The 25,502-nt window shown below is 69.2% G+C and carries 22 protein-coding genes; 17 read left to right on the top strand and 5 right to left on the bottom strand.

The window, feature by feature from the left end; all coding sequences use genetic code 11:
- The first annotated feature begins 31 nt into the window (after positions 1-31).
- Positions 32-2,473 carry a RelA/SpoT family protein gene (locus RBS60_RS14910; RefSeq protein WP_374049288.1) on the top strand — a complete coding sequence of 814 codons (2,442 nt, stop codon included), beginning with the start codon at positions 32-34 and terminating at the stop codon, positions 2,471-2,473.
- A gap of 15 nt (positions 2,474-2,488) precedes the next feature.
- Here the strand turns inward: RBS60_RS14910 and RBS60_RS14905 are convergent, their stop codons facing one another.
- From RBS60_RS14905 to RBS60_RS14895, 3 genes are all read right to left on the bottom strand, one after another.
- On the bottom strand, positions 2,489-3,082 hold the full coding sequence (locus tag RBS60_RS14905; protein ID WP_307958362.1) for a hypothetical protein: 594 nt from the start codon (positions 3,080-3,082) through the stop codon (positions 2,489-2,491).
- A gap of 123 nt (positions 3,083-3,205) precedes the next feature.
- The gene (locus RBS60_RS14900) at positions 3,206-4,693 is read right to left on the bottom strand and encodes a DUF349 domain-containing protein (RefSeq protein WP_374049287.1); all 1,488 of its coding nucleotides are present in this window, start codon (positions 4,691-4,693) and stop codon (positions 3,206-3,208) included.
- On the bottom strand, positions 4,690-5,523 hold the full coding sequence (locus tag RBS60_RS14895; protein WP_307958360.1) for a peptidylprolyl isomerase: 834 nt from the start codon (positions 5,521-5,523) through the stop codon (positions 4,690-4,692). The genes RBS60_RS14900 and RBS60_RS14895 overlap by 4 nt, the downstream gene beginning before the upstream one ends.
- 44 nt (positions 5,524-5,567) lie before the next feature.
- On the opposite strand from RBS60_RS14895, the gene hisS reads away from it, so the two are divergent.
- Positions 5,568-6,911: a histidine--tRNA ligase gene (hisS, locus tag RBS60_RS14890; RefSeq protein WP_307958359.1), complete on the top strand. Its 1,344-nt coding sequence runs from the start codon at positions 5,568-5,570 to the stop codon at positions 6,909-6,911.
- Positions 6,912-6,970: 59 nt separating this feature from the next.
- On the opposite strand, the gene RBS60_RS14885 is transcribed toward hisS, so the two are convergent.
- Complete coding sequence (locus tag RBS60_RS14885; protein WP_307958358.1) at positions 6,971-8,236, bottom strand: amino acid permease; 1,266 nt, start codon at positions 8,234-8,236, stop codon at positions 6,971-6,973.
- Between the two features lie 56 nt (positions 8,237-8,292).
- On the opposite strand from RBS60_RS14885, the gene aspS reads away from it, so the two are divergent.
- The 15 genes from aspS to nusB all read left to right on the top strand — a co-directional run bounded on the left by aspS (position 8,293) and on the right by nusB (position 24,088).
- Entirely contained in the window at positions 8,293-10,116 is a 1,824-nt protein-coding gene (aspS, locus tag RBS60_RS14880; protein ID WP_307958357.1) for an aspartate--tRNA ligase, read from the top strand.
- Positions 10,117-10,178: 62 nt separating this feature from the next.
- A complete protein-coding gene (locus tag RBS60_RS14875) occupies positions 10,179-11,630 on the top strand; it encodes a replication-associated recombination protein A (protein WP_307958356.1) in 1,452 nt (483 codons plus the stop codon).
- 159 nt (positions 11,631-11,789) lie between these two features.
- Positions 11,790-12,413 (top strand): 30S ribosomal protein S4, encoded by a 624-nt coding sequence (gene rpsD, locus RBS60_RS14870; RefSeq protein ID WP_307958355.1) that lies wholly within the window; start codon positions 11,790-11,792, stop codon positions 12,411-12,413.
- 182 nt (positions 12,414-12,595) lie between these two features.
- Positions 12,596-12,976 (top strand): DUF948 domain-containing protein, encoded by a 381-nt coding sequence (locus RBS60_RS14865; RefSeq protein ID WP_307958354.1) that lies wholly within the window; start codon positions 12,596-12,598, stop codon positions 12,974-12,976.
- A gap of 101 nt (positions 12,977-13,077) precedes the next feature.
- Positions 13,078-13,290: a hypothetical protein gene (locus RBS60_RS14860; RefSeq protein WP_307958353.1), complete on the top strand. Its 213-nt coding sequence runs from the start codon at positions 13,078-13,080 to the stop codon at positions 13,288-13,290.
- Positions 13,291-13,404: 114 nt separating this feature from the next.
- Positions 13,405-16,083 carry an alanine--tRNA ligase gene (gene alaS, locus RBS60_RS14855; RefSeq protein ID WP_307958352.1) on the top strand — a complete coding sequence of 893 codons (2,679 nt, stop codon included), beginning with the start codon at positions 13,405-13,407 and terminating at the stop codon, positions 16,081-16,083.
- A gap of 13 nt (positions 16,084-16,096) precedes the next feature.
- Positions 16,097-16,648 (top strand): Holliday junction resolvase RuvX, encoded by a 552-nt coding sequence (gene ruvX, locus RBS60_RS14850; protein WP_307958351.1) that lies wholly within the window; start codon positions 16,097-16,099, stop codon positions 16,646-16,648.
- 5 nt (positions 16,649-16,653) lie between these two features.
- Complete coding sequence (mltG, locus tag RBS60_RS14845; RefSeq protein ID WP_307958350.1) at positions 16,654-18,768, top strand: endolytic transglycosylase MltG; 2,115 nt, start codon at positions 16,654-16,656, stop codon at positions 18,766-18,768.
- Between the two features lie 13 nt (positions 18,769-18,781).
- Positions 18,782-19,654 carry a shikimate dehydrogenase gene (locus RBS60_RS14840; protein ID WP_307958349.1) on the top strand — a complete coding sequence of 291 codons (873 nt, stop codon included), beginning with the start codon at positions 18,782-18,784 and terminating at the stop codon, positions 19,652-19,654.
- A gap of 26 nt (positions 19,655-19,680) precedes the next feature.
- On the top strand, positions 19,681-20,880 hold the full coding sequence (aroC, locus tag RBS60_RS14835; protein WP_307958348.1) for a chorismate synthase: 1,200 nt from the start codon (positions 19,681-19,683) through the stop codon (positions 20,878-20,880).
- Positions 20,877-21,440: a shikimate kinase gene (locus RBS60_RS14830; RefSeq protein WP_307958347.1), complete on the top strand. Its 564-nt coding sequence runs from the start codon at positions 20,877-20,879 to the stop codon at positions 21,438-21,440. The genes aroC and RBS60_RS14830 overlap by 4 nt, the downstream gene beginning before the upstream one ends.
- Entirely contained in the window at positions 21,437-22,540 is a 1,104-nt protein-coding gene (aroB, locus tag RBS60_RS14825; RefSeq protein WP_307958346.1) for a 3-dehydroquinate synthase, read from the top strand. Before RBS60_RS14830 ends, aroB begins: the two co-directional genes overlap by 4 nt.
- The gene (locus RBS60_RS14820; protein WP_307958345.1) at positions 22,537-23,046 is read left to right on the top strand and encodes a tetratricopeptide repeat protein; all 510 of its coding nucleotides are present in this window, start codon (positions 22,537-22,539) and stop codon (positions 23,044-23,046) included. Before aroB ends, RBS60_RS14820 begins: the two co-directional genes overlap by 4 nt.
- A gap of 68 nt (positions 23,047-23,114) precedes the next feature.
- Positions 23,115-23,678 (top strand): elongation factor P, encoded by a 564-nt coding sequence (efp, locus tag RBS60_RS14815; RefSeq protein ID WP_307958344.1) that lies wholly within the window; start codon positions 23,115-23,117, stop codon positions 23,676-23,678.
- Entirely contained in the window at positions 23,678-24,088 is a 411-nt protein-coding gene (gene nusB / locus RBS60_RS14810) for a transcription antitermination factor NusB (protein WP_307958343.1), read from the top strand. The genes efp and nusB overlap by 1 nt, the downstream gene beginning before the upstream one ends.
- Positions 24,089-24,161: 73 nt before the next feature.
- Here nusB and RBS60_RS14805 read toward each other — a convergent pair whose 3' ends face one another.
- Positions 24,162-25,361: a PrsW family intramembrane metalloprotease gene (locus RBS60_RS14805; RefSeq protein ID WP_307958342.1), complete on the bottom strand. Its 1,200-nt coding sequence runs from the start codon at positions 25,359-25,361 to the stop codon at positions 24,162-24,164.
- Positions 25,362-25,502: the final 141 nt, after the last annotated feature.

Genomic DNA, 25,502 nt, shown 5'->3' with positions numbered 1-25,502 from the left:
GAATCCCCGTTCAGGAGTGGAGGTACCTTCGGTGACGGAGCGCTCGACGTCGTCACCGGCACAGGCCGGTGTGCCAGGCGCTGCCGGAAGCAGCGCCGATGGCTCGGCGCCGTCTGCGCGCGCAGCGGGCCCTTCACCGTCGGCGCCAGCGACTGAGGGGACAGGGCCCGCGCCGTCACCGGCGCCCGGGGGCAACAGCCTTCTCGAACGTCCGACCCTCGGACGCCGGGATTGGTCGTTCGCCCGTCTTGCGAGGCTGACGGGCCGTGGGCCGAGTGCCCACTCTCCCATCCTCGAGCCCCTCCTGCGCACCGTGCGGGCCAACAACCCGCGCGAGGACTTCGACCTCATCCAGCGTGCCTACGAGGTGGCTGAGCGGAGCCATCAGGGCCAGAAGCGCAAGAGCGGCGATCCGTACATCACCCACCCCGTCGCCGTGGCGACCATCTTGGCCGAGCTCGGCATGACGGGGACTACGCTCGCCGCCGCGCTCCTGCATGACACCGTCGAGGACACGTCGTACACCCTCGACCAGCTCCGCAAGGACTTCGGACCCGAGGTCGCAATGCTCGTGGACGGAGTCACCAAGCTCGACAAGGTCCAGTTCGGCGAGGCGGCTCAGTCCGAGACCGTGCGCAAGATGGTCGTGGCCATGGCCAAGGACATCCGCGTCCTCGTCATCAAGCTGGCCGACCGCCTGCACAACGCGCGGACGTGGCGCTTCGTCTCGCCCGAGTCATCCGCCCGAAAGGCACGGGAGACGCTCGAGATCTTCGCCCCGCTGGCGCACCGGCTCGGCATGAATACGATCAAGTGGGAGCTCGAGGACCTCTCGTTCGCAGCCCTCTACCCCAAGGTGTACGAGGAGATCGTGCGCATGGTCGGCGCCCGGACCCCCGAGAGGGAGAAGCAGCTCTCCCTCATCCGGGCCCAGATCGCCGACGACCTGCGAGCGGCGAAGATCAAAGCCGAGATCACCGGCAGGCCGAAGCACTACTACTCGATCTACCAGAAGATGATCGTCCGTCAGAAGGAATTCGACGACATCAACGACCTCATGGGCGTGCGCGTGCTGGTCGACTCGGTGCGGGACTGCTATGCGGTCCTCGGTGCGCTCCACGCGCGGTGGAACCCGCTCCCGGGCAGGTTCAAGGACTACATCGCGATGCCCAAGTTCAATATGTACCAGTCGCTCCACACCACGGTCATCGGGCCCAGTGGAAAGCCCGTCGAGATCCAGATCCGGACGCACGAGATGCACCGGCGCGCCGAGTACGGCGTCGCTGCCCACTGGAAGTACAAGGACCAGCCCGGCGCCCAGAGCCATAGCCCCAGCGGCAAGGCGTCCGAGATGGGCTGGCTCCGTTCCCTTGTGGACTGGCAGCAGGAGACGTCCGATCCCGGGGAATTCCTCGACTCCCTCCGCTTCGAGATCAATGCGAAGGAAGTCTTCGTCTTCACGCCCAAGGGCGAGGTAATGGCGCTGCCGGCGGGGTCGACGCCTGTCGACTTCGCCTATGCAGTCCACACGGAGGTGGGGCACCGCACGATCGGTGCACGGGTCAACGGGAAGCTCGTTCCGCTCAACAGCGAACTGAACCACGGAGACTGGGTCGAGATCTTCACGTCCAAGGCGGAGGGTGCTGGCCCCAGCCAGGACTGGCAGCATTTCGTCAAGAGTCCTCGGGCACGCAACAAGATTCGCCAGTGGTTCTCCAAGGAACGTCGCGAGGAGGCCATCGACAAGGGCAAGGATCTCCTCACGCGTGCCATGCGCAAGCAGAACCTTCCCCTCCAGCGCCTCCTGAGCCACGACGCGCTGCTCGCTGTAGCTCAGGAGTTCCGGTACCCGGACATCTCCGGGCTCTACGCAGGCATCGGCGACGGTCATGCCTCCGCACAGTCGGTCGTCGAGAAGCTTGTCGACAGCCTCGGGGGGGCCGCGGGCGCAGCCGAGGACATCGCCGAGACGATCGCGCCGACCAAGGGGAGCGCGCCGCCGAGGTACTCCAACTCCGGTGTGATCGTGAAGGGCGTCGGCGACGTCTGGGTCAAGCTTGCCCGGTGCTGTACGCCCGTTCCGCCGGACCCGATCGTGGGCTTCGTGACACGCGGCTCCGGCGTGTCGGTGCACCGCACCGACTGCACCAACATCGCGACGCTCCGCGCTGAGCCGGATCGCATGGTCGACGTCGAGTGGGCGCCAACGCAGTCGAGCGTGTTCCTCGTTGAGATCCAGGTCGAAGCCCTCGATCGCAAGAGCCTTCTCTCCGACGTCACCCGGGTACTGTCCGACAACCACGTGAACATCCTGTCCGCCCATGTTCACACCTCGACCGACAGGCTTGCCGTCTCGCGCTTCGCGTTCGAGATGGGCGATCCCAAGTACCTCAGCCACGTGCTCGGCGCCGTGCGGCGGATCGACGGCGTCTTCGACGTCTACAGGACCACTGGCAACCGACGCAGGACGTGACGCAGTCCCGCGGCCTCAGGACTGAAGCCGCTCAAGGATCCGGCGTGCACGTGTCTTGTGCGGCTGCGCGGGCAGGCCTTCGAGGCTGCGGACCATCAGGCCGACAGTGAGCCCGAGGCCCTCGCGGGCCAGGAGGCGGCGGAGCACCGGAACGGCGATGCGCTCTTCGGAGTGGATCGCAAGGTCGACGGCGGTGCGGAGAGCGCTCGTCACCCGCAGGTCCGCAATCTCGAGCACGTCGAAGTCTCCGAAGCTCACCTCGTGCACGAGCAGCCTCTCCCCGGTCCCCAGTCTGGCCAGCCGCCGTGTGCTCTCGACCAGCATGACGGGCATCTCGGGCGGAGGAGCGCACCCGAGGATCCATGCCGCCGTCATGCGCCCCGCCACGGCGCGTTCCCGCACCCGGGCGGTGAGCATGGCGGACAAGGCTCGGGCCCTGAGCTCGGCCGTGGTCCGCGCACGGACGGGGACGTAGGCCCGGCCGACGAGACGCCGCACCATGCCGTCGGCTTCCATTGCCTGGAGCTCGACGGCGGTGAAAGGAGAGCCAGCCGTCAGGATCGGCGGAGTAGCTGTGACCGGTGCGGGATGAATCGTGGGACTGGGCATACGGACATCATGCCCCGACGCCCGGTGCTCGTGAGGCCTTCCGCGGTGGCCTGTGGATAAGTGCACCGGGGCCCGGCCTGCCGCTATGGCAGTGCCGGGCCCCGGTGTTGCTGTCCGCTGAGGTCAGCCGAGCTCGTTCGCCGACTGACGGAGCGTCTCGAGCCACGCACGGCGGGCGTCGAGCGCCTCCTGGGCCTTCGCCTCCGCCCGGCGGTCGCCCTTGGCCTTCGCAGCGCTGAGGTCATCTTCGAGGCCCGCAATGGAGGACTCGAGCTGGCTCAGTGCGGAATCGGTCCGGGCCTTGGTCTCGGGATCGGTGCGCCGCCAGTTCTCGTGGTCAGCCTGGGCAACGGCATCCTCGACCTTGCGCAGCCCGGCCTCGATCCGTCCCATGTCGGCGCGAGGGACGCGGCCTGCATCCTCCCAGCGCTCCCGGACGGACTGCAGCGCCTTCTTCGCGGCCGCGAGGTCCTTCACCGGGAGGATCCGCTGGGCCTCCTCGAGGAGGGCCTCCTTGACCGAGAGGTTCGCCGAGTATTCGCGGTCGACGGCGTCGTTGGCGGCCTGCCGTGCCTCGAAGAAGACGTTCTGGGCGGCCCGGAAGCGGACCCACAGCGCGTCGTCGTCCTTCCGGCTCGCCCTCGGAGCGGCCTTCCACTCGTCCATGAGGCGGCGGTACTCGCCCGCAGCCCATCCCCATTCGGTCGACGACTGGAGGGTCTCGGCCTCGGCGATGAGCCCTTCCTTGACGGACTTCGCCTGGGCGTTGACGCTGTCCAGCTGCGAGAAGTAGGCGCGCCGGTGGCGGTCGAACTGGGTCCGAGCGGCACGGAACCGCTTCCAGAGCGTGTCCTCCGCAGCGCGGCCGAGACGGAGTCCCGACTTCTGCGAATTCTTCCACTCCTCGAAAAGCTCGTTCATGCGCGCGCCGCTCGACTTCCACTGCGTGCGCTCGGGGTCCTGCCCGCTGATCTGTTCGGCCTCCGCGACGATGGCCTCCCGCCGCTCGAGCTCATGTACCCGCGCCGCCTCGTGCTGTGCCTTCTCGGCGTCCTCGGCTTCGGCGAGCGAGGCCTCAAGGGCGTCGAGCCGGGCCTCGGCGGCACGCAGATCGCCTACCATGGCGCGCTCGGCGAGCTGTGCGCGGGCATGCACGGCAGCCTTGCGGACGTCGGCGACGGGGGCGTGCGAGCTCACTCGCTGCTCGGCGAGGGAGATCTGCGCGAGCACGTCCTCGAACTTGCGTGCGAAATAGGCGAGGGCCTCATCCGCGGACACGCCGGGATACTGGCCTACTGGATGCTCTTCGCCATCGATGGTGAGGAATACGTGCCCGTCTCCCTCGACGCGGCCCCACTTCGATGCCTCCGCCAGCGATACGGCCGGAACGGTCGGGGCGGGCGCGGCGGCCGGGGCAGCCGCAGCAGCCGACGGGGCGCTCGGGGCGGGGACCACCGGTCTGGGCTTTGCCGCAAAGGCGGCGGGGGAGGGAACTGGTGCGGCCTCTGTGGCCGCGGTGTCGTCGGATTTCTGACTTTCGGTCACCGCTAGAACTCTTTCGCTTGTTGTCGGTACTTCAGGTGTGCTGCCGGTGGAGGCAGCCCACGTCACTTCACAAGGAACGAGTCTATCGTGACTGCTGTCACGGGAGCCCCGTCATTCCCGGTCTTGACGCCCTGGGCGGCGATGCCCTGGACCACGTCGAGGCCCGAGGTCACCTTGCCCACGATCGTGTAGCCGCCCGCGCTGTCGGCCGGGATGGTCGTGTCCTTGTACACGATGAAGAACTCCTGACCGTTCCCGTACGCGTTGTTCGCGGTGCGGGCAACGGCAATGGTTCCGGCAGGATACTTGGTGTCAGCTGGCGTGTTCTCGAGCGGACCCCAGCTGTACCCCGACTCGGAGCTGCCGTCCGCCTTCTGGCCGCACTGCAGGACGCCGAAGGAATCCCCCGTGGTGAGGCGCCCGCACTGCCGGCCGTTGTATGTCCCCGCCTGCGCGAGCGAGGAGAAGACGGCGGCTGCCTGGGGCGCCGTCGTCCCGTCGAGCTCAACCCCCACGGGCTTCCCGTTGAGCACGAGGTCCCCGGTGAAGGTCTTTCCGGCGGCCGTCTCGGGCTTGGGGATGTCCGGCCCATTGCTCGGGGTTGCGCTCGGACTCGCCGTCGGCGTCTGGAGCCCGGCCTGTGCGGCCGCATACTCGGAGGCGGTGGGGTTCGAGGCGAAGACCGTGCCCTGCAGGACCGCGGCGACGACCAGGGCCGCGGCCCCGACGGCCGCCGCGATCGTGTTGTCGCGCCGTCGCCGTTTCTCCTTGCCGGTGCGCAGCTGCGCCCGTGCCTCCATGAGCTGGACCCGGCGGCGGTCCTCACGTGTGTTCCGCTTCGCCACCGATTTCTCCTCCAACGCTCGTGCATCCGACGGGTGCCTGAACAGGCGCATAAACTTGTGCAGCAGTCAGTCTACGCACAAGGAGTTTGTCCCCCATGGCACGTACCGCCTCGCTGTCCGGATTCCCCGAGTGGCTTCCGCAGGAGAGGCTTGTGGAGCTCCATGTGCTCGACACGCTCCGGCGCACCTTCGAGCTGCACGGCTTCGCCTCGATCGAGACCCGCGCTGTCGAGACCGTAGGCCAGCTGCTGCGCAAGGGCGAGATCGACAAGGAGGTCTACGGCCTCTCGCGGCTCCAGGACGACGACGACTCGGCCAGCAAGGACGACGCGCATGCGCTCGCGCTCCACTTCGACCTCACGGTTCCCTTCGCGCGCTACGTCGTCGAGAACGCCGGATACCTCGCGTTCCCGTTCCGCCGCTACCAGATCCAGAAGGTGTGGCGTGGCGAGCGTCCGCAGGAGGGCCGTGCCCGCGAGTTCACGCAGGCAGACATCGACGTGGTGGGCGACGGCGAGCTGCCCTTCCGGTACGACGTCGAGCTTGCGCTCGTCATCGCGGAGGCACTCTCCGCTCTCCCGATACCGCCGTTCCGGCTCCGGATCAACAACCGCAAGCTCGCTGAGGGCTTCTACCGCGGGATCGGCCTCGCGGACACGGCCGGGGTGCTGCGCAGCATCGACAAGCTTGAGAAAGTCGGCCCCGAGAAGGTCGCCGAACTCCTCCAGGAGGAGCTCGGGGCCACGCCCGAGCAGGCCAAGTCCGCCCTCGAGCTCGCCTCGATCCGCACGGAGGACACCTCGTTCGTCGCGCAGGTACGGGCCCTCGGGGTCCAGGACGAGCTGCTCGAGGAGGGGCTATCCGAGCTCGAGCAGGTCATCGCCGCCGCGTCGGCCGCCGCGCCGGGCAAGGTCGTAGCAGACCTCAGCATTGCCCGCGGCCTCGACTACTACACCGGCACGGTCTACGAGACGGTCCTCGTGGGCCATGAGCAGCTCGGCTCGATCTGCTCGGGCGGCCGGTACGACGCCCTTGCCACCAAGGGCAGCCGCAAGTTCCCGGGGGTCGGGCTCTCGATCGGGGTGACGCGCCTCGTGTCCCGGATCCTCAGCCAGGAGCTCGCGACGGCGAGCCGCTCGGTCCCGACCGCCGTGCTCGTCACGCTCGTCGACGACGATTCGTGGATCGCCGCTCAGAAGGTTGCGGCCCAGCTCCGCGGCCGCGGGATCGCCGTCGAAGTCGCGGCGAAGGCGGACAAGTTCGGCAAGCAGATCAAGTACGCGGACCGCCGCGGCATCCCGTTCGTATGGTTCTCGCACGCGGACGGGACGCACGAGGTCAAGGACATCCGCTCGGGCGAGCAGGTCGGTGCCGATCCGGCATCGTGGATGCCGCCTGCCGCGGACCTGGTCCCGCAGGTCGTGGCCGCCTCCGCCTGATCGGCTGAGACGGGCCTCTGATTTACCACGGGGTCGCCGAGCGCCGGCGCACGATGCAGTCAGCCCGCCCGGCGCCGGCGTGTGGTGAGCACGACGGCGCGGACGGCCGTGCCGGCCGCGAGCACCACGATCATCGTGACGGCGGACGCCCACGGAAGCGTGAAGGCGAGGACGAGGCAGCCCGTGGTGCCGGCGGCGTTGAGCCACCGCGGGCAGTACACGGGACGCTCGCGCAGCGTGAAGGCGGAGGCGTTGGCGACGGCGTAGTAGACGAGCACGCCGAAGCTCGAGAATCCGACGACGGTCAGCAGGCTGCCGCTGAGCACGAGGGCGACGACGACCGCGCAGACGGCGAGCTCAGCGGCCCAGGGCACGCTGTGCGGGCCGCCAATCCGGGCGAGGGCACGCGGCAGGTCTCCCTCGCGAGCCATCGCGAGGCTTGTCCGTCCGACTCCCGCGATGAGCGCGAGCAGCGCCCCGAGGCATGCGGCCGAGGCGCCCGCCCGGACGATGTCCTCGGCCCACGGTCCCGCCGGTGCCGCGAGTTCACGGATCGGAGCGGCCGCCCCCGGCAGCAGGCCGGGAATCCGGAGGGTCAGCACCACCGCCAGGACGGCATAGATGGCGAGCGCCCCGGCAAGCGCCGCGAGGATGGCCCGGGGGATCGCCCGTGTGGGATCCCGGACCTCTTCACCGAGCGTCGCGATCCGCGCGTAGCCCGCGAAGGCGAAGAACAGCACGCCGGCGGCGGTGAGGACCCCCAGAGGCGACCCGGCGCCGTCGCCCGAAAGCGCGGTGACCGCCGCGGCAGATGACCCCCGTGGTGGGCCCGCGATACCCACCACGATCGCGAACGCAAGGACCGCAAGCACGACGCCGAGCAGCACCTTGGTCACGAGCGCCGTCCGGGTGATCCCGGCGAGGTTCACCCCCGTGAGTGCGACGACCGCACCCACAGCGAGCGGCGCGGCATAGGAGGGCGCGACGTAGACCCCGAAGGTCAGGGCCATGGCCGCGCAGGAGGCCGCCTTGCCGGTCACGAATCCCCAGCCGGCGAGGAAGCCGGGCCACTCACCGAGCTGCTTGCGTCCGTAGACGTAGGTTCCACCACTCGACGGGTACTTCGAGGCGAGCGCCGCGGAGGCCACGGCATTCGCGTAGGCGACAGCTCCGGCGAGGCCGAGCGAGAGAAGGAGCCATGGTCCCGCCAGGGCGGCCGATGGGCCGAAGACTGCGAACGCTCCGGCGCCGAGCATCGAGCCGAGGCCGATCGCTGTCGCGTCGACGGTGCCGAGCCGCCGTTCCAGAGGGGGGACGGTCGGCATGGGACCTCCGGGTAAACTCGATGCGAACCACTGTCGATCCTAGTGAAAGAAGAGCTGTGCTGCGCACACACGGCCTCGGGACCCTGCGTTCCGAGCACATCGGACAGACCGTCACACTCGCGGGCTGGGTGGCCCGACGCCGCGACCACGGCGGGGTGGCCTTCGTGGACCTCCGCGACTCGACCGGCGTGTCGCAGATCGTGGTCCGCGAGGAGGAGGTCTTCCACGGCCTGCGCAACGAGTACGTCCTCCAAGTGGTCGGCACGGTGGAGCGCCGCCCCGAGGGGAACGAGAACCCGCAGCTCGCCACGGGTGAGATCGAGGTCATCGCCGAGAAGGTGGTTGTCCTCAACACCGCCGACCCACTGCCGTTCCAGGTGGACGAGCACGTGGAGGTCGGCGAGGAGGCGCGGCTCAAGCACCGTTACCTCGACCTGCGCCGCCCTGGCCCGGCCCGCGCCATGCGCCTGCGCTCCGAGGCCAACCGTGTGGCGCGCGAACTGCTCCACGGCGAGGATTTCACCGAGGTCGAGACCCCGACACTCACCCGTTCCACGCCGGAAGGCGCCCGCGACTTCCTGGTGCCGGCACGCCTCGCCCCGGGCTCGTGGTATGCCCTGCCTCAGTCGCCGCAGCTGTTCAAGCAGCTGCTCCAGGTGGGTGGGATCGAGAAGTACTTCCAGATCGCGCGCTGCTACCGGGACGAGGACTTCCGCGCCGACCGCCAGCCGGAGTTCACCCAGCTGGACATCGAGGCGAGCTTCGTCGAGCAGGACGACATCATCGCCCTCGGCGAGCGGATCGTCACGTCCCTGTGGAAGCTCATCGACGTCGAGGTGCCCACCCCGATCCGCCGGATGACGTACGCCGAGGCCATGGCGAAGTACGGCTCCGACAAGCCCGACCTGCGCTTCGGCCTCGAGCTCACGGACCTCACCGAGTTCTTCAAGGACACGACCTTCGGCGTGTTCAAGGCCGGGTATGCCGCAGGCTATGTAGGTGCGGTGGTCATGCCCGGCGGCGCCTCCCAGCCCCGCCGCACGCTCGACGCGTGGCAGGAGTGGGCCAAGCAGCGCGGCGCGAAGGGTCTCGCCTACGTGCTCTACAAGGAGGACGGCGAGTTGGCCGGCCCGGTAGCGAAGAACCTCACGGACGCCGAGCGCGCGGGCCTCGCGGATGCGGTCGGCGCCAAGCCCGGCGACTGCATCTTCTTCGCCGCCGGCGAACCGGGCCCCTCGGGCGCGCTCCTCGGGGCGGCCCGCGTCGAGATCGGCCACCGCACCGGCCTCATCGACCCCAATGACTGGGCGTTCGTCTGGGTCGTGGACGCGCCGCTCTTCGAGCCGTCCGCGGATGCGAAGGCCTCGGGCGACGTCGCGCTCGGCTACTCGGCTTGGACCGCAGTGCACCACGCGTTCACGTCGCCCAAGCCCGAGTTTATGGACACGTTCGACACGGAGCCCGGCGAGGCCCTCGCGTACGCCTATGACATCGTGTGCAACGGCAACGAGATCGGCGGCGGCTCCATCCGTATCCACCGCCGCGACATCCAGGAGCGCGTGTTCAGGGTCATGGGCATCGGCGAGGCCGAGGCTCTGGAGAAGTTCGGGTTCCTGCTCGAGGGCTTCAAGTACGGGGCCCCGCCGCACGGCGGGATCGCGTTCGGCTGGGACCGCGTGGTCGCGCTCCTCGCGGGGGTCGATTCGATCCGCGAGGTCATCGCCTTCCCCAAGACAGGCGGCGGCTACGACCCCCTGACCGCGGCCCCTGCGCCGATTACGCCCGAGCAGCGCAAGGAGGCCGGCGTGGACGCAAAGCCCGAGCCGAAGAAGGCGCCGCAGGAAACTGCGCCGAAGGCCGAGGACGCGAAGGGCGCCTGAGGCTCGGTCCGCATCCGAGGGCGGCCGCGAGGACGGCGTCTTGACGGGGTAGCGTAGAGGCGATGGAAGATCTGTTCGGATCAGTGGGCGTCGGCGGGGTGGGCCCCGACAGCGATGACGAGTCCGCGCCGTCGGCCGTCTCGAGCGAGCGCGCCGCGAAGGCCGCCCGCGATGCCCAGCGGAGTCCCCTCGCCGTGCGCTTGCGCCCGCGAAGCCTCGACGAGGTAGTGGGCCAGCAGCACCTGCTGGGGGAGGGGTCGCCCCTGCGGCAGCTCGCCGCGGGCGCGCCGAGCGGTGCGCTGTCCGTGACTGGACCGACGTCGGTGATCCTGTGGGGCCCTCCGGGGACGGGGAAGACAACGCTCGCGCACGTCATCGCCCGCGGCCCGGGCCGCAAGTTCGTCGAGCTCTCGGCGATCACCGCCGGCGTCAAGGACGTCCGGCGAGTCATGGACGAGGCGCTCACGGCCCGGGACCTGCACCGCACCACGACCGTGCTCTTCCTCGACGAGATCCACCGCTTCACGAAGGCCCAGCAGGACGCCCTCCTGCCCGGGGTGGAGAACCGGTGGGTGGTGCTCGTCGCGGCGACGACCGAGAACCCCTCCTTCAGCGTGGTCTCACCGCTGCTCTCACGCTCGCTCCTGCTCACGCTCAGGCCGCTGACTGACGAGGATATCCGCGGTCTTGTGGTCCGCGCGGTGACTGACCCGCGCGGGCTGGGCGGCGCCGTCGTGCTCGCGGACGACGCCGCGGATCACCTCGTGCGGCTCGCTGGCGGTGACGCCCGCCGCGCCCTGACCGCGCTCGAGGCAGCCGCCGCCGTCGCGCTCGGACAGGCTGCGGGCGAGACGGGCGAGGGCGACGACGCCAGCCCCGTCACCATCCAGGTGGCGCATACCGAAAAGGCCGTCGATGCCCACGCCGTGCGGTACGACCGTGCAGGGGACATTCACTATGACGTGGTGAGCGCGTTCATCAAGTCGATCCGCGGCTCTGACGTCGACGCCGCACTGCATTATCTTGCCCGCATGGTCGAGGCAGGGGAGGACCCCCGGTTCATCGCGCGGCGCATCATCATTTCAGCGGCCGAGGACATCGGCATGGCGGACCCGACCGCGCTCCAGACGGCCGTCGCCGCGGCCCAGGCCGTGCAGCTCATCGGTATGCCCGAGGGCCGGATCGTGCTGGCCGAGGCGGTGGTCCACCTCGCGACGGCCCCGAAGTCCAACGCTGCGTATATGGGCATCAATGCGGCGATCGCGGATGTCCGGGCAGGCGTGGGCACCGGCATCCCCGCCCACCTGCGCGACGCCCACTATGCCGGGGCGGAACGCCTGGGCCACGGCAAGGGCTACCAGTACTCCCACGACGCCCAGCACTCCGTAGCGCGCCAGCAGTACCCGCCGGACGACCTCGTGGGGAAGGACTACTACGCTCCCACGGCGAATGGCTCTGAACGCGAGCTCCAGGCCCGGGTCGAGCGGCTGCGCGGCATCATCCGTGGTTCCTGACCTGCCGCTGCCATGCTAAGCTGGTTGACCGTCTGGCACGACCGGGGCAGCTGTGTTTTAGGGCAGTACGCCCCTCGGTAGCAGAAGGCAGTCGCGGGCCAATGCTCTCCACCTCCGGAGGCCAGGATTCCAGTGCCGCGGCAGTATGAAAGGACACACGTGTCTAGCACTCGTGCCCGCCGTCAGACGCGCCTCTCGCGCGCTCTCGGCCTCGCGCTCACTCCCAAGGCCGCCAAGTACATGGAGCGCCGCCCGTACGGCCCCGGTGAGCACGGCCGTGCCCGCAAGAAGCAGGACTCGGACTACGCAGTCCGCCTCCGCGAGAAGCAGCGCCTCCGCGCCCAGTACGGCATCCGCGAGGCGCAGATGACCCGCGCCTTCGAGGAGGCGAAGCGCACCAAGGGCCTCACGGGTGAGAACCTCATCGAGCTCCTCGAGATGCGCCTTGACGCCCTCGTGCTCCGTGCCGGCTTCGCCCGCACGATCGCCCAGGCCCGCCAGATGGTTGTGCACCGCCACATCATCGTGGACGGCAAGCGCGTTGACCGCCCGTCGTTCCGCGTCGCCGAGGGCCAGCTGATCAGCGTCCACGAGCGCTCCGAGACCATGGCGCCGTTCCAGGTGGCCGCTGCCGGTGCCCACCGCGACGTCCTCCCGGCCGTCCCGGGCTACCTCGATGTCAAGCTCGAGTCGCTTCAGGCCCGCCTCGTGCGCCGCCCGAAGCGCTCTGAGGTTCCCGTGACCTGCGAAGAGCAGCTCGTCGTCGAGTACTACGCCCGCTGATCCGCCCCGCCCAAGGCGGACAGACTGACGGCGGGCAGACCGACGCCGGACAGACCGACGGCGGACGGACTGCAGGCGGATGGGCCGTCACACAAGGAGCCCGCGGCGCGCGCCGCGGGCTCCTTGCGTGTGTAAGGTAACGACAGGGTGCGCGGGCAGTCCGTGCGCGAGGAGGAGGAATCGTGTCCGGAGGCGACATTGCAGGGCTCATTGCCGCGGGGGTCTTCGCCGTGCTGGTGGCGTTGCTCGCCGTGCCGATCCTGAAGCTCGGAAAGGTCCTCGACGAACTCCGCGGATCCATCCGGACCCTCGCGGACGGGGCCACACCGCTCATGGACGAGGTGACGATGACCGTCTCGACCACGCACGAGCAGCTCAAGAAGGTCGACGGGATTGCCTCCAACGTCTCGGATACGACGGCGAACGTCTCGGCGCTGTCCTCACTCATCGCCGCGACGGTGGGCTCGCCTCTCGTCAAGGTCGCGGCGTTCTCCTACGGAGTCGGTTCTGCCTTCGCCCAGGGCAGCAAGGCACCCCGTCGCTCGGGCCGCCGCAGCCGCTGAGGCGCTCGAGCGCGGCCGACGAGGACGAGCCAACGCAGGCAGGAACAGCACCGCCGCCAGGAACAGCAACGCCGCCAGGAACAGCCAGAAGGGAACCAGCCGTGAAGCGAATTGTGTGGCTCGGCGTGGGTGTCGCCATCGGCGTCATCGCCTATCAGAAGATCAGCGAGGCCCGTTCGCTCGCGTCGCCCGGAGGAGTCAATCGGGCCGTTGCCTCGCTCGCGGACAGCGTGGCGCACTTCGCGGACGAGGTCCGCGCCGGCATGGCCGAGCGCGAGGGCGAGCTCCGCAAGGGCCTTGGACTTGAAGGCTAGCCCCGGCGCCTAGAATTGATGGAGTCGTCCGGACCGCACACCCAGCGCTCGGATCGCAGGCCGCCGGCACATCGCGCCGCGTGGCGCACGTAGAGAAGGTTGAAGCACACGCACATGAAGTCGCAGGAGATCACCCGACGCTGGATCGACTACTTCGTCAGCAAGGGACACACCGCGGTGCCTTCGGCGTCGCTCGTTTCGCCGGATCCGTCGATCCTCTTCACGATCGCTGGCATGGTGCCGTTCATCCCGTACCTCACGGCCCGCGAGGAACCGCCGTTTCCGCGTGCCACCAGTGTCCAGAAGTGCATCCGCACCGCTGACATCGAGGAAGTGGGCAAGACGGCCCGCCACGGCACGTTCTTCCAGATGTGCGGCAACTTCTCCTTCGGCGACTACTTCAAGGAAGACGCGATCAAGTTCGCGTACGAGCTCTTGACGAAGAGCGTCGACGACGGCGGCTACGGGCTTCCCTCCGAGAAGCTCTGGGTGACGGTCTACGAGGATGACGACGACGCCGCCGACCTCTGGCTCAGGGACACCGGAATCCCGGCTGAGCGCATCCAGCGCATGGGCAAGAGCGACAACTACTGGTCTACCGGCCAGCCCGGTCCGGCCGGTCCCTGCTCTGAGATCTACTACGATCGCGGCCCCGCGTACGGCCCCGACGGCGGCCCCGCCGTGGACGACACCCGCTACATCGAGATCTGGAACCTCGTGTTCATGCAGTACCAGATCGAGAATGTCTCATCGAAGATCGAGTTCGACATTGTCGGCGAGCTTCCGAAGAAGAACATCGACACGGGCCTCGGCATGGAGCGTCTCGCGATGATCCTCCAGGGCGTCGAGAACATGTACGAGACGGACCAAGTGCGGCCCGTGATCGACAAGGCCGCCGAACTGGCCGGCAAGACGTACACCTCCGCCGAGTCCGACGCCGACCCGCACCACGCCGACGACGTCCGGATGCGCGTCGTGGCCGACCATGTCCGCAGCGCCCTCATGCTCATCGCCGACGGCGTCACGCCGTCCAACGAGGGCCGCGGGTACGTGCTCCGCCGTCTGATCCGCCGGGCAGTCCGCGCCATGCGTCTGCTCGGGGTCGAGAAGCCCGTGATGCCGGAGCTGCTTCCCGTCTCGCGTGACGCCATGAAGGGCGTCTACCCGGTGGTCGCGAACGACTTCGACCGGATCGGCCGCATCGCCTACGGCGAGGAGCGGGCCTTCCTTCGCACGATCGCGGCGGGCACTGCCCGTCTCGACGAGGCTGTGACGGCGTCGAAGGCGGCTGGCTCCCAGCTCTCGGGCGAGGAGGCCTTCGCCCTCCACGACACGTATGGCTTCCCGATCGACCTCACGCTCGAGATGGCCGAAGAGGCCGGCGTCACGGTCGACGAGCCGGGCTTCCGTGCCCTCATGGAGGAGCAGCGCCAGCGCGCCCGGAAGGACGCCAAGGAGAAGAAGTCAGGCCACGCCGACCTCACGCTGTTCCAGGAACTCCACACGGCCGGGGACACGGTCTTCACGGGCTACACGGAACTCGAAGGCGAGTCGCGCATCCGCGGCCTCATCGCCACCGGATCGCGCGTCGACCGCGCAACGGCGGGCGAGGAGGTCGAGATCATCCTCGAGGAGTCCCCGTTCTACGCCGAGGCCGGCGGGCAGGCAGCAGACCGCGGCCTCATCAGCGGTGACGGCTTCCTCGTCGAGGTCCTCGACGTCCAGCGCCCCATCAAGGGGCTGAGCGTCCACAAGGCCGTGGTGCGCGAAGGCGAACTGAGCGCCGACGCGGTCGTGCGCACGGTCGTCGACAGGGAGCGCCGTCACGCCGCCGAGCAGGCTCACACGGCCACGCACCTCGTCCACGCGGCCCTGCGCCAGATTCTGGGCCCGGAGGCCGTGCAGCGCGGCTCGTTCAACAAGGCGGGCTACCTGCGTTTCGACTTCGCGTGGGGCGAGCAGCTCTCCGGCGCCGCGAGGAGCGAAATCGAGGAAGTCGCGAACCTCGCGATCCGGGACAACTTCTCGGTGAACACTGCCGAGATGCCCCTCGCCGAGGCCAAGGCCGCTGGCGCCATGGCGCTCTTCGGTGAGAACTACGGCTCTCGCGTGCGCGTCGTCGAGATCAACGGACCCTGGTCCATGGAGCTGTGCGGCGGTACCCACGTGGACCAGACCGCGCTCATCGGCAGCCTCACGCTGCTCGGCGAGCAGTCAGTCGGATCGGGCAACCGCCGTGTCGAGGCCTACGTAGGCCTCGATGCGTTCCGCCACCAGGCCGCTGAGCGAGCCCTCGTGTCCGAGCTGAGCGAGATGTTCAAGGTTCCCTCCGGCCAGCTCACCGAGCGCATCTCCGCGACTCTCGAGAAGCTCAAGACCGCCGAGAAGGAACTTGAGCGCCTTCGCAAGGAGAAGCTCGCGGCCTCAGCGGCCGCCCTGGTCGGCACCGCGAAGGATGTCGCTGGCGTTCGCCTCATCACGCACGACGCCGGGCAGCTCGGTTCCGCCGATGAGCTCCGTGGGCTCGCCCTCGACCTCCGGGCCCGACTCGGAGACAGCCCGGCAGCGGTGGCTGTTGCCGGCGTCGCCAAGGGCCGGCCAGCGGTCCTGGTCGCGACCAACGAACAGGCGCGGGCTACCGGTGTGAAGGCTGGGGCGCTCGTGCGGATCGCGGCCGGGATCCTCGGCGGCGGCGGAGGCGGCAAGGACGACGTCGCACAGGGGGGCGGGACCGACCCGGCCAAGATCGTGGAGGCGCTGGGGGCGATCGCGACGGCTGTCGCGCAGCGCTGACCCGGAGCCGCCTATGATTTCCCCCGAGCTTTCAGAGAACACCTTCCCGCGCGGCGTCAGGCTTGCCGTGGACGTGGGTTCGGTGCGCGTCGGCGTTGCAGTGTGCGACGCCGACGGCATCCTGCCGACGCCGCTGAAGACCCTGAGCCGCGACCCCAAGCGGAACAGCGACATCAAGGTCCTGGTCAAGGAAGCCGTGGTGCGCGGCGTCGTCGAGGTCTATGTCGGCCTCCCGCGAACCCTTGCCGGCCGTGAGGCCGAATCCGCGACGATGGCACGGCGGTATGCAGAGAACCTGGCTGCGGCGCTGGGCGAGGCTGGCCTCGAGTGTCCGGTGCGCCTCGTCGACGAGCGCTTCACAACCGTTGAAGCCCACCGAAACCTGCGTGCCGCTGGCATGGATTCCCGCGAGCATCGTAGAGTGGTGGACCAAGTGGCAGCCGTCGGCATACTCCAGCATGCGCTGGATATGATCCGAGGCCGAGGAGACGCGGGGGCTCTGGTGGACATCCCCACTCTCACGGGTGGGGACCTCGGTAGCAACGAGACAGATGTGAGAGGCTAAGGAGGATGGACCCCCAGGAGAACACGACCCCCGCCGTGCCTGACCGGCCCTTGACCCGCCGCGAGCTGCGCGAGCTGGAGCGTGCACGCCAGGAGTCGCAGCAGCGCATGCTCGCGCCCCAGCGACGAGCCCCTGCAGCGCCAGCGCCGTCGTCCAGCAGCCCACCGGCGGTACCCGATGCGCCGGAGCGCCGCCCGGCTGCCGAGCCGGCGCGTACTGAGGCTCCATCATGGCCTTCAGCGCCGTCCCAGGTGCGCCCTCCGCAGTCGGCGGGGCCGCAGGCGGCGGGCCCGCCCGGCCCGGATTCAGGCATGGAGCCGGCAGTGGGCGAGGGAACTGGCCAGCACGGCATCCACGGACGGCGTCGCGCGCGGAGCTTCGAGGCTGCGCCGGCGCCTGCGGACCTGGCGTCGGCGGCCAAGGCGTCCGTGGCGCCGGGCGACGCTGGCTCGCTGCAGCCGACTTCGGCCGCAATGGGCTGGGGTTCCTACCCGCCCTCGGCTGGATCGGGCTCGCCGGCCTATTCCCCGCCGTCTCCCGTCGCGCTGGCCGACGCCGGAGCGCCGTCGATCCTCCCCACGCCGGTCCCCGCAGGGCGGACCGCTGCCGTCGAGGCCTTCCCCGCGCTGTCTGAGCGGGAAGACGCTTCCTTCGCTGCGCCGTCGTCCGAGCCTGCAGCCTCTCCCGGCAGTCCGGTCGAGCCCGCCGCGACCGCCTACTTCCCGGCCGTGCCGGAAGCCCAGCCTGCGACCCGGCCAGTGAGACGCGTTCCGGCATCGGAGGACGCTCCCATTGTGCGCAACGTCTTCCCTGCCGCCGCCCAGGCCTTCGCCCGAGACTCGGCCATCGCGGTCGCCGAACCCGAGCCCGAGCATGCGACCGTGCACCCCTGGGACACGTACAACGACACGTACCACGAGCCGGCATTGGCGGACCCGGCGGATCTGCACGAGGATCTTCCTCCGCTCGACTCGGCCCACTATGCCCACCCGGTGGAGGAGACCCATCCGTTCGATGACTCCCATGCCGTCTTCGGCGACCCTGTTGTCGCGAAGGCTGCGCCCCGTCGACGGCGCCGGTTCCGCGTGATCATCGGCCTGACCCTCGCCCTCGCGTTGTTCGTGGGCGCCGTGCTGCTGGGCGTCCAATTCCTCAAACCGATCCTTGGTTTGGACAAGGTCAAGGACTTCCCGGGACCGGGCACCGGCTCGGTCGTCGTGACCGTGCAGCCGGGCTCGGGGCCGGCCGCCGTCGCCAGCACGCTCGAGAAGCAGGATGTCATCGCGGACTCCGCGACGTTCCTCAAGGCGTTCGCCGCCGCGGGAGGCAGCCTCCACCCGGGCGACTACACCTTCAAGAAGGAGATGACCTCTGCCGCGGCCGCCCAGATCCTGACGGGCTCATCCAACGACAAGGTCATCTACTTCGCCCTCAATGCCGGCATGCGGGTAGGCGAGTCCCTCGACGCCATCGCCCAGGCCGCTTCGGTGAACCGGAAGGACCTCGACGCGCTGAACGCCAAACCCGGGGACTTCGGGCTGCCGGCCAAGGCGAAGAGCCTCGAGGGCTATCTGGCACCGGGGGAGTACAGATTCCCTGTCGGAACGTCTGCCAAGGACATCCTCACCAAGCTGGTCTCCACGACGCTTGACACGCTCAAGGCCGCGGGAGTCACGGATCCGGACAAGCAGTATGACGTCCTCACGGTGGCCAGCATCGTCCAGGCCGAAGGCGGGCAGGCCGACTACGGAAACGTGGCGGGGGCAATCTACAACCGCCTCAAGCCGAACCCGGAGACCAACGGACTCATCCAGTCGGACGCCACGGTCACCTACGGCCTCGGCAAGAAGAGCTACCACATCACCGATGCGGAGAAGGCGGACGCAAGCAACCCGTACAACACGTACCAGCACACCGGGCTGCCCGCAGGGCCTATCGGTTCGCCGGGCACGAAGGCGCTCAATGCCGCCGCGAACCCCACGCCCAACAACTACCTGTACTGGGTCACCGTGAATCTGGACACCGGCGAGACGAAGTTCTCCTCGACGTACGCGCAGCACCAGATCTACGCCCAGCAGTACCAGCAGTGGTGCCAGGCCAACGCGGGGAAGTGCCAGTGACGCGAGAGCTCCAGTGACACCCCTGCGTGCCGCTGTCCTCGGCCATCCGATCGGCCATTCGAAGTCACCGGCGCTGCACCGCGCCGCGTACGGGCTGCTCGGCGTGGACATGGAATATGGGTCATTCGACCTGACAGAGGCGCAGCTTCCCGGCTTCGCGGGACGCGTGCGGTCCGAGCCCGGTTGGCGCGGCCTCTCCGTGACGATGCCGCTCAAGGCCGCGTTTGTCCCGCTCGTCGACCGGCTCGAAGGCCTCGCCGCCAGCCTCGGCGTGCTCAACACCGTGGTGGTCGAGGAGGGCAGCGGCGGCCCCGTGCTCGTCGGGTACAACACGGACGTTGCCGGCATCACGGAGTCGTTCCGTCACGCTGGCCTCGCCCGCGCCTACGATCCCGTGGTGGTCGGGGCGGGCAACACCGCCCTTGCGGCCGTCGCAGCGCTCCGGGAGCTGGGCGCGGACCGCATCGAGTTCCTCGTGCGGGACGCCTCCCGCTCCGGGGTTGCCGCCTCGCTCGCGGAGAGGCTGGGCCTGGGCGTCACTGTCTCCCCGATCGATGCCGGAGCCGCGCGCCTGAGTGCGGCAGACGCCGTCGTGAGCACCCTGCCTCCGCGCGCGGCGGACGGCCTGGCCGCACGGCTGGCGGGCGTTGCCCCTACGCACGACGGCGCGCGGCGTGTCCTGCTCGACGTCGCGTACGACCCGTGGCCGAGCCAGCTCGGCGAGGCCTGGGAGGCCAGAGGCGGCCGCGTGCTGCACGGCCTCGAGATGCTCGTGTACCAGGCGGTCGAGCAGATCGTGCTGTTCACGGGACGAGAGGATGCGCGCTCGCCCGCCGTCATAGATGTGATGTGTGACTCAGTGGGCGTACCCCGGCGCACCGCGTAGCGCAGCCGCGTGGCAGGATGGAGGTCATGTTGCGTTGGTTGACTGCCGGTGAGTCTCATGGCCCGGCACTCGTTGGCATCCTCGAAGGGCTCCCCGCGGGCGTGGCACTCACCAGCGAGGACATCCGTCAGGCCCTCGCGAGGCGCCGCCTCGGCTATGGCCGCGGCGCCAGGATGAAGTTCGAGCAGGACGCCGTCACGATCGTGGGCGGCGTGCGCCACGGCAGGACCCAGGGCGGGCCCGTCGCCGTCGAGGTGGGCAACACCGAGTGGCCGAAGTGGGAGCAGACCATGGCGGCCGACCCTGTCGATCCCACCGAGCTCGAGGGTCAGGCGCGCAATGCCCCGCTCACGCGTCCACGTCCCGGTCACGCAGACTTCACCGGAATGCAGAAATACGGGTTCGACGAGGCCCGTCCTGTGCTCGAGCGCGCCTCCGCCCGCGAGACGGCTGCCCGGGTGGCACTCGGCACCGTGGCGGCGGCCTTCCTGAGGGAGCTCGGGATCGAGCTCGTCAGCCACACGACCCAGATCGCGGGGGTCGCCGTCCCCGAGGACGCGCCCGTTCCGCTGCCCTCGGACGTCGCCGCACTCGACGCCGACCCGCTCCGCTGCTTTCACGCCGAGACCTCTCGGGCGATGGTCGCCGAAGTCGACGCTGCCCACAAGGAGGGCGAGACCCTCGGCGGCGTCGTCGAGGTGCTGGCCTACGGCCTTCCGCCGGGCCTCGGCAGCTACGTCCACTGGGACCGCCGGCTCGACGCACGCCTCGCCGGCGCGCTCATGGGCATCCAGGCCATCAAGGGCGTCGAGGTCGGGGACGGCTTCCGCACCGCGGCCCGCCGCGGCTCGGCCGCGCATGACGAGATCGTGCGCGATGAGAACGGCAAGATCGTCCGCTCGACGAATCGGGCAGGCGGGATCGAGGGCGGCATGAGCATCGGCGATGTCCTGCGCGTCCGCGCGGCCATGAAGCCAATTGCGACCGTTCCCCGCGCCCTCCGCACCATCGACGTGTCCACGGGGGAGTCCGCCAAGGCCCACCACCAGCGCTCGGACGTCTGCGCGGTGCCGGCCGCCGGTGTGGTTGCCGAGGCCATGGTGGCCCTCGTGCTCGCCCAGGCCGTCCTCGAGAAGTTCGGCGGCGACTCGGTCGCCGAGACGCGTCGGAACCTCGAATCCTTCGTTGCCTCCATTCCGCCTGCCCTCGACTCGGTGGCCGGATGACGGCGGGATCCTGCCGGCTTGACCGCCCCGTGGTGCTGTTCGGTCCGATGGCCTCGGGCAAGAGCTCGGTCGGAATCTCCCTCGCGGGCCTGACGGGTGCCGAGTTCCTCGACACCGATGCCCTCGTGGTAGCCGAGCACGGTCCCATCCCTGAGATCTTTGCGGCCCACGGCGAGGAGGCCTTCAGGCAGGCCGAAGCGGAGGTGATCGCCATGGTCCTCTCGCAGGAGCACCCCCGCGGACTCGTGCTTGCCCTCGGGGGAGGTTCCGTGCTCCGCGAGGAGACGAGATCTCGACTCGGCGGGGCCCACCGGATCTACCTGCGGGCCTCGTGGGACGACGTCGCACCGCGGCTTGCGGGCAGTGCCGACCGCCCGCTGCTGCACGGAGACGCAGAGAACAGCTGGAAGGCCCTCATGGACCGGCGGCGCCCCGTGTTCGAGTCGCTCGCGACTCTGAGCCTGGACACGGGCCACAGGACCGCGGCCGAGGTGGCCGCGCAGATCGCGCAAGAGATCGCGGAGGGTCATTGCCGCGTTGACGAGGGAGCCATCGTATGAGCAGCGACGCTGCAGTCATCAAGGTCAAGGGGAGCACCCCGTCCGAGAACTACGACGTGGTCGTGGGACACGGTCTGCTCGACCGCCTCGCCCCCTTGCTCGGCGAGCGGGTTCGGCGCGTCCTCGTCATCCACCCGCGGGCACTGCGCGCGACGGGAGACGCCGTGCGGGAGTCGCTCGAGGGGGAGGGGTTCACCGCCCTCACGGCCGAGATCCCCGATGCAGAAGAGGGCAAGCACATCCAGGTCGCCTCGTTCTGCTGGCAAGTCCTGGGGCAGAATGACTTCACGCGCTCCGATGCGATCGTCTCGGTCGGTGGCGGCGCGGTGACCGACGTCGCGGGTTTCGTCGCAGCGACCTGGCTGCGCGGCGTGCGCATAATCCACCTGCCGACGAGCCTCCTCGGCATGGTCGACGCCGCCGTGGGCGGCAAGACCGGTATCAACACCGCCGAGGGAAAGAACCTCGTCGGCGTCTTCCATCCGCCGGCGGCTGTTCTCGCCGATCTCGACGCCCTCGCGACCCTGCCGCGCAACGAGCTGCTGTCCGGCATGGCTGAAGTGGTCAAGTGCGGGTTCATCGCCGATCCGGTCATCCTCGACCTCATCGAGAAGGACCCGGAGGCCGTCGCGGATCCCGCCTCCGACGTGGTGCGGGAGCTTATCGAACGCTCGATTGCCGTCAAGGCGGGGGTTGTCTCCGCGGACCTCAAGGAGGCGGGCCTCCGCGAGATCCTCAACTACGGGCACACGCTCGGCCACGCGATCGAGCTCGCGGAACGCTATTCCTGGCGGCACGGCGCGGCCGTGAGCATCGGCATGATGTTCGCAGCCGAGCTCGCCCGCAGCGTGGGCCGGCTCGAGGACGACGTCGCCGACCGCCACCGCAGCATCCTCGAGTCCCTTGGCCTGCCGACCTCATACCGGGGCGACCGCTGGCAGGCCCTCCTGGACGGCATGCGCCGCGACAAGAAGTCCCGCGGGGATCTGCTCCGCTTCGTGGTGCTCGACGGCGTCGCCAAGCCCGGCATCCTCGAGGTGCCTGATACCTCCTTGCTGTTCGCGGCGTATCAGGAGATCTCACAGGGAGTGAGCGCATGATCATTGACCGCCGTGAGTGGCCAAGAGCCGGATTTCCCGGCATCGCGGTCAATCCGGAGACGTTGAACACGGAGATTGTGGACGAGGAACGCTGTCAGGACGCCCTGACCGCGAGCAACAGCCCCCATGACCGAGCGCTCGTCGAACTCGCCCGTGGCCACGTGGGCAACGCCGCCGAGATCCTCGTCGCGGCCCGGTACGAGGATCCCGAGTCCTTCGAGCTCAAGGTCCTCGAGCTCGACGTCCTCAGGGCAAGCAACCGCAACGACCGTGCGGTCGAGCGGGCCCAGCAGCTCCTCGCCGAGGCAAAGGGAACCCCGCACGAGGCCAAGATCTGGCAGTATCTCGGCAAGATCCAGTTCACCCGCGGCAAGTACGCCGCGGCGTCGAAGGCTTTCTCCAAGGCCCTCGACCTCAGGGTCGCGGAATCGGCCGACGCGAGCCTGATCTACTCCTCCACGGTGGCGCTCGGACGCGCGCGGGAGCTCCTCGGCGAGGAGGAATGACGCAGTAGGGCGTACTGTCCAGTTAGAATGGTCTGCGGATTTCTGAGAGAAGATACGAGAGGCGTTACGTGGCAACCACCAACGACATCAAGAACGGCACCGTGCTGAACCTGGACGGCCAGCTGTGGAACGTCATCGAGTTCCAGCACGTGAAGCCGGGCAAGGGCGGTGCCTTCGTACGCACCAAGATGCGCAACGTGCTCTCCGGCAAGGTCGTCGACCGTACGTTCAATGCGGGCACGAAGGTCGACACCGCGACTGTGGACCGCAGGGACTTCCAGTACCTGTACAAGGACGGCGAGGACTTCGTGTTCATGGACACGGACACGTACGACCAGATCACCGTCTCCGCTGCGACTGTCGGCAACGCCGCCAACTTCATGCTCGAGAGCCAGACGATCCTCATCGCGCTGCACGACGGCACCCCGCTCTACGTTGAGCTTCCGCCGAGCGTCACCCTCGAGATCACCTACACCGAGCCTGGCCTCCAGGGCGACCGCTCGTCCGCTGGCACCAAGCCCGCGACCGTTGAGACCGGCTACGAGATCCAGGTCCCTCTCTTCCTCGAGACCGGCACCAAGGTCAAGGTCGACACCCGCGACGGCAGCTACCTGGGACGTGTCAACGACTAGTGAGCGCCCGCAGTAAGGCCCGAGCCCGGGCACTCGACATCCTCTTCGAGGCGGAGCAGCGCTCCGTCGCGGCGTCGGACGCCATGCAAGGCAGACGCGATCGGACCGAGCAGATCATCAACCCGTACACCGTGGCGATTGTTGACGGTGTCACGGCGAAGCAGGCGCAGATCGACGAGATCCTGAGCACGTACTCGCAGGGTTGGACGCTCGAGCGCATGCCCGCCGTCGACCGCGTCATCCTGCGGATCGGCGTCTGGGAGCTGCTGTACAACGATGAGGTCCCGGACGGCGTCGCGGTGAGCGAGGCCGTGGCCCTTGCGCGGACGATGTCCACGGAGGAGTCGCCCACGTTCGTCAACGGACTGCTCGGCCGGCTCCAGCAGCTCAAGCCGACGCTGCTGGCCTGACCGTCGAAGACCGACGCTGCCGCAGGGCCCTGCCGATTCCGGCGGGGCCCTGCGGCGTCCCGGGGAGGGGTGTCTACAGCTGCGGTCCGGTCGGGGGAATGCCGAGCACGGCCGCCCGTTCGCGCCGGGAACGATCGAGGAGGCCGCGCTCGGTCGCCGCGTAGCCGCGGACATCGCGGCCGCTGAGCACTCGTTGGCGCGTGGCGGCGAGCTCCGTCGCAGTGCGGATGAAGGACCGCATTGCCTTCCTGCGTCCGAGTGACGCGGCCCATCTCAGGCCCGCTCGCCGGCCGCGCGGCGTGGCCAGCATGTCTACCTCGAGCGGAGTGAACCAGCCAGCCTGCGCGTACTCGACGAGCCGTCTGTGGGTGAGCCTCGCCTCGGAGCGGCGCAGGAGGTACACGCCGAGCACTGCCGCGCCGAAGAGCGGGAGCTGCACGATGACGTACAGCAGGAAGAAGTCCTCGCCGGCGCTGTTCCAGATGTTGTGCAGGAGCATGGCGGGAAGCAGCCCCACCGCGAACGCGCCGAGCACGAGGCCGGGGCTCCACCGCCGGGCGGCGAGCCCCGTGACGAGGCCGAGCGTGCCCGTGAACATCGCGTGCGCGAACGGTGAGAGGACGCCGCGCATCGTGAAGACAACAGCGAGGGAGGCTGCCGATCCCGATGTCTCCGCGTAGAGCCTGCCGAAGTAGAGGATGTTCTCCGTGAACGCGAAGCCGGCGGCGATCGTCATCCCGTAGACGATCCCATCCACCGGCCCGTCGATGTACTTGCGTGCCGCGAACATGAGGATGAGCAGGCCGAGGCCCTTGGACAGTTCCTCGACGACCGGCGCCTCGATCGTGGCCAGGAACTCCGCCGTCTGGGCGGCGCTGGCAGCGCGCGGGCCGAACACGCCCATGAAGAGCGGCTGGATGAGTGTCGTGGCGGCGACGGCCATGACGGCGCCCCACGCGAGGGCGAAGGCGAGCAGCCGCCGTGGCTCGGGCTCCCAACGGTCCACGAGATGGACGGCGAGGAGCACGACCACGAGCGGGAACAGCGAGAGCAGGAACCCGACGAGGAAGCCGGCGCTGCCGGTCGCTCGGACCAGGAAGGGCACGACGACCGCGAGGCCCGCGATGAGCAGGCCCGTGCCCGCCACGAGGACGGCGAGGAGCCCTGCGCGGACATCGGTCCGCCGCCGGGGCGGGACGGGCACGAGAAGCTCCTGCTGAGGGGGCCGCTGCCCTGGCCCGGGCCGCTCCCACCTCGGCTTGCCGGTCGTCATGGCACAAGGCTAGCCGGGGCGCGGTGGCACGCCCGCACGCCCGGGTGACGGCGCCCACAGGACCCCGGGGAGACCTGCTCCCGTGTGGTAGCGTGAATCGACAGTTTTCCTCATTTAATTCCGTCCTGTGAGGCGGGGAAG

Origin of the sequence: Sinomonas sp. ASV486, from assembly GCF_030908215.1 — a bacterium.
Classification (GTDB): Bacteria; Actinomycetota; Actinomycetes; order Actinomycetales; family Micrococcaceae; genus Sinomonas; species Sinomonas puerhi.
Note: the sequence above shows the minus strand (reverse complement) of the source record. Positions and strands in the feature narration are given on the sequence as shown.

Bases quoted from the DNA above. Each gene is read 5' to 3' on its own strand.
- RBS60_RS14905 (WP_307958362.1), bottom strand. From the start codon at position 3,082: ATGCCCAGTCCCACGATTCATCCCGCACCGGTCACAGCTACTCCGCCG.
- RBS60_RS14805 (WP_307958342.1), bottom strand. From the start codon at position 25,361: ATGACGACCGGCAAGCCGAGGTGGGAGCGGCCCGGGCCAGGGCAGCGG.
- RBS60_RS14820 (WP_307958345.1), top strand. From the start codon at position 22,537: ATGATCATTGACCGCCGTGAGTGGCCAAGAGCCGGATTTCCCGGCATC.
- hisS (WP_307958359.1), top strand. From the start codon at position 5,568: ATGGCACGTACCGCCTCGCTGTCCGGATTCCCCGAGTGGCTTCCGCAG.
- alaS (WP_307958352.1), top strand. From the start codon at position 13,405: ATGAAGTCGCAGGAGATCACCCGACGCTGGATCGACTACTTCGTCAGC.
- RBS60_RS14875 (WP_307958356.1), top strand. From the start codon at position 10,179: ATGGAAGATCTGTTCGGATCAGTGGGCGTCGGCGGGGTGGGCCCCGAC.
- aroB (WP_307958346.1), top strand. From the start codon at position 21,437: ATGAGCAGCGACGCTGCAGTCATCAAGGTCAAGGGGAGCACCCCGTCC.
- RBS60_RS14830 (WP_307958347.1), top strand. From the start codon at position 20,877: ATGACGGCGGGATCCTGCCGGCTTGACCGCCCCGTGGTGCTGTTCGGT.
- RBS60_RS14895 (WP_307958360.1), bottom strand. From the start codon at position 5,523: ATGCGCCTGTTCAGGCACCCGTCGGATGCACGAGCGTTGGAGGAGAAA.
- RBS60_RS14885 (WP_307958358.1), bottom strand. From the start codon at position 8,236: ATGCCGACCGTCCCCCCTCTGGAACGGCGGCTCGGCACCGTCGACGCG.
- aroC (WP_307958348.1), top strand. From the start codon at position 19,681: ATGTTGCGTTGGTTGACTGCCGGTGAGTCTCATGGCCCGGCACTCGTT.
- ruvX (WP_307958351.1), top strand. From the start codon at position 16,097: ATGATTTCCCCCGAGCTTTCAGAGAACACCTTCCCGCGCGGCGTCAGG.
- mltG (WP_307958350.1), top strand. From the start codon at position 16,654: ATGGACCCCCAGGAGAACACGACCCCCGCCGTGCCTGACCGGCCCTTG.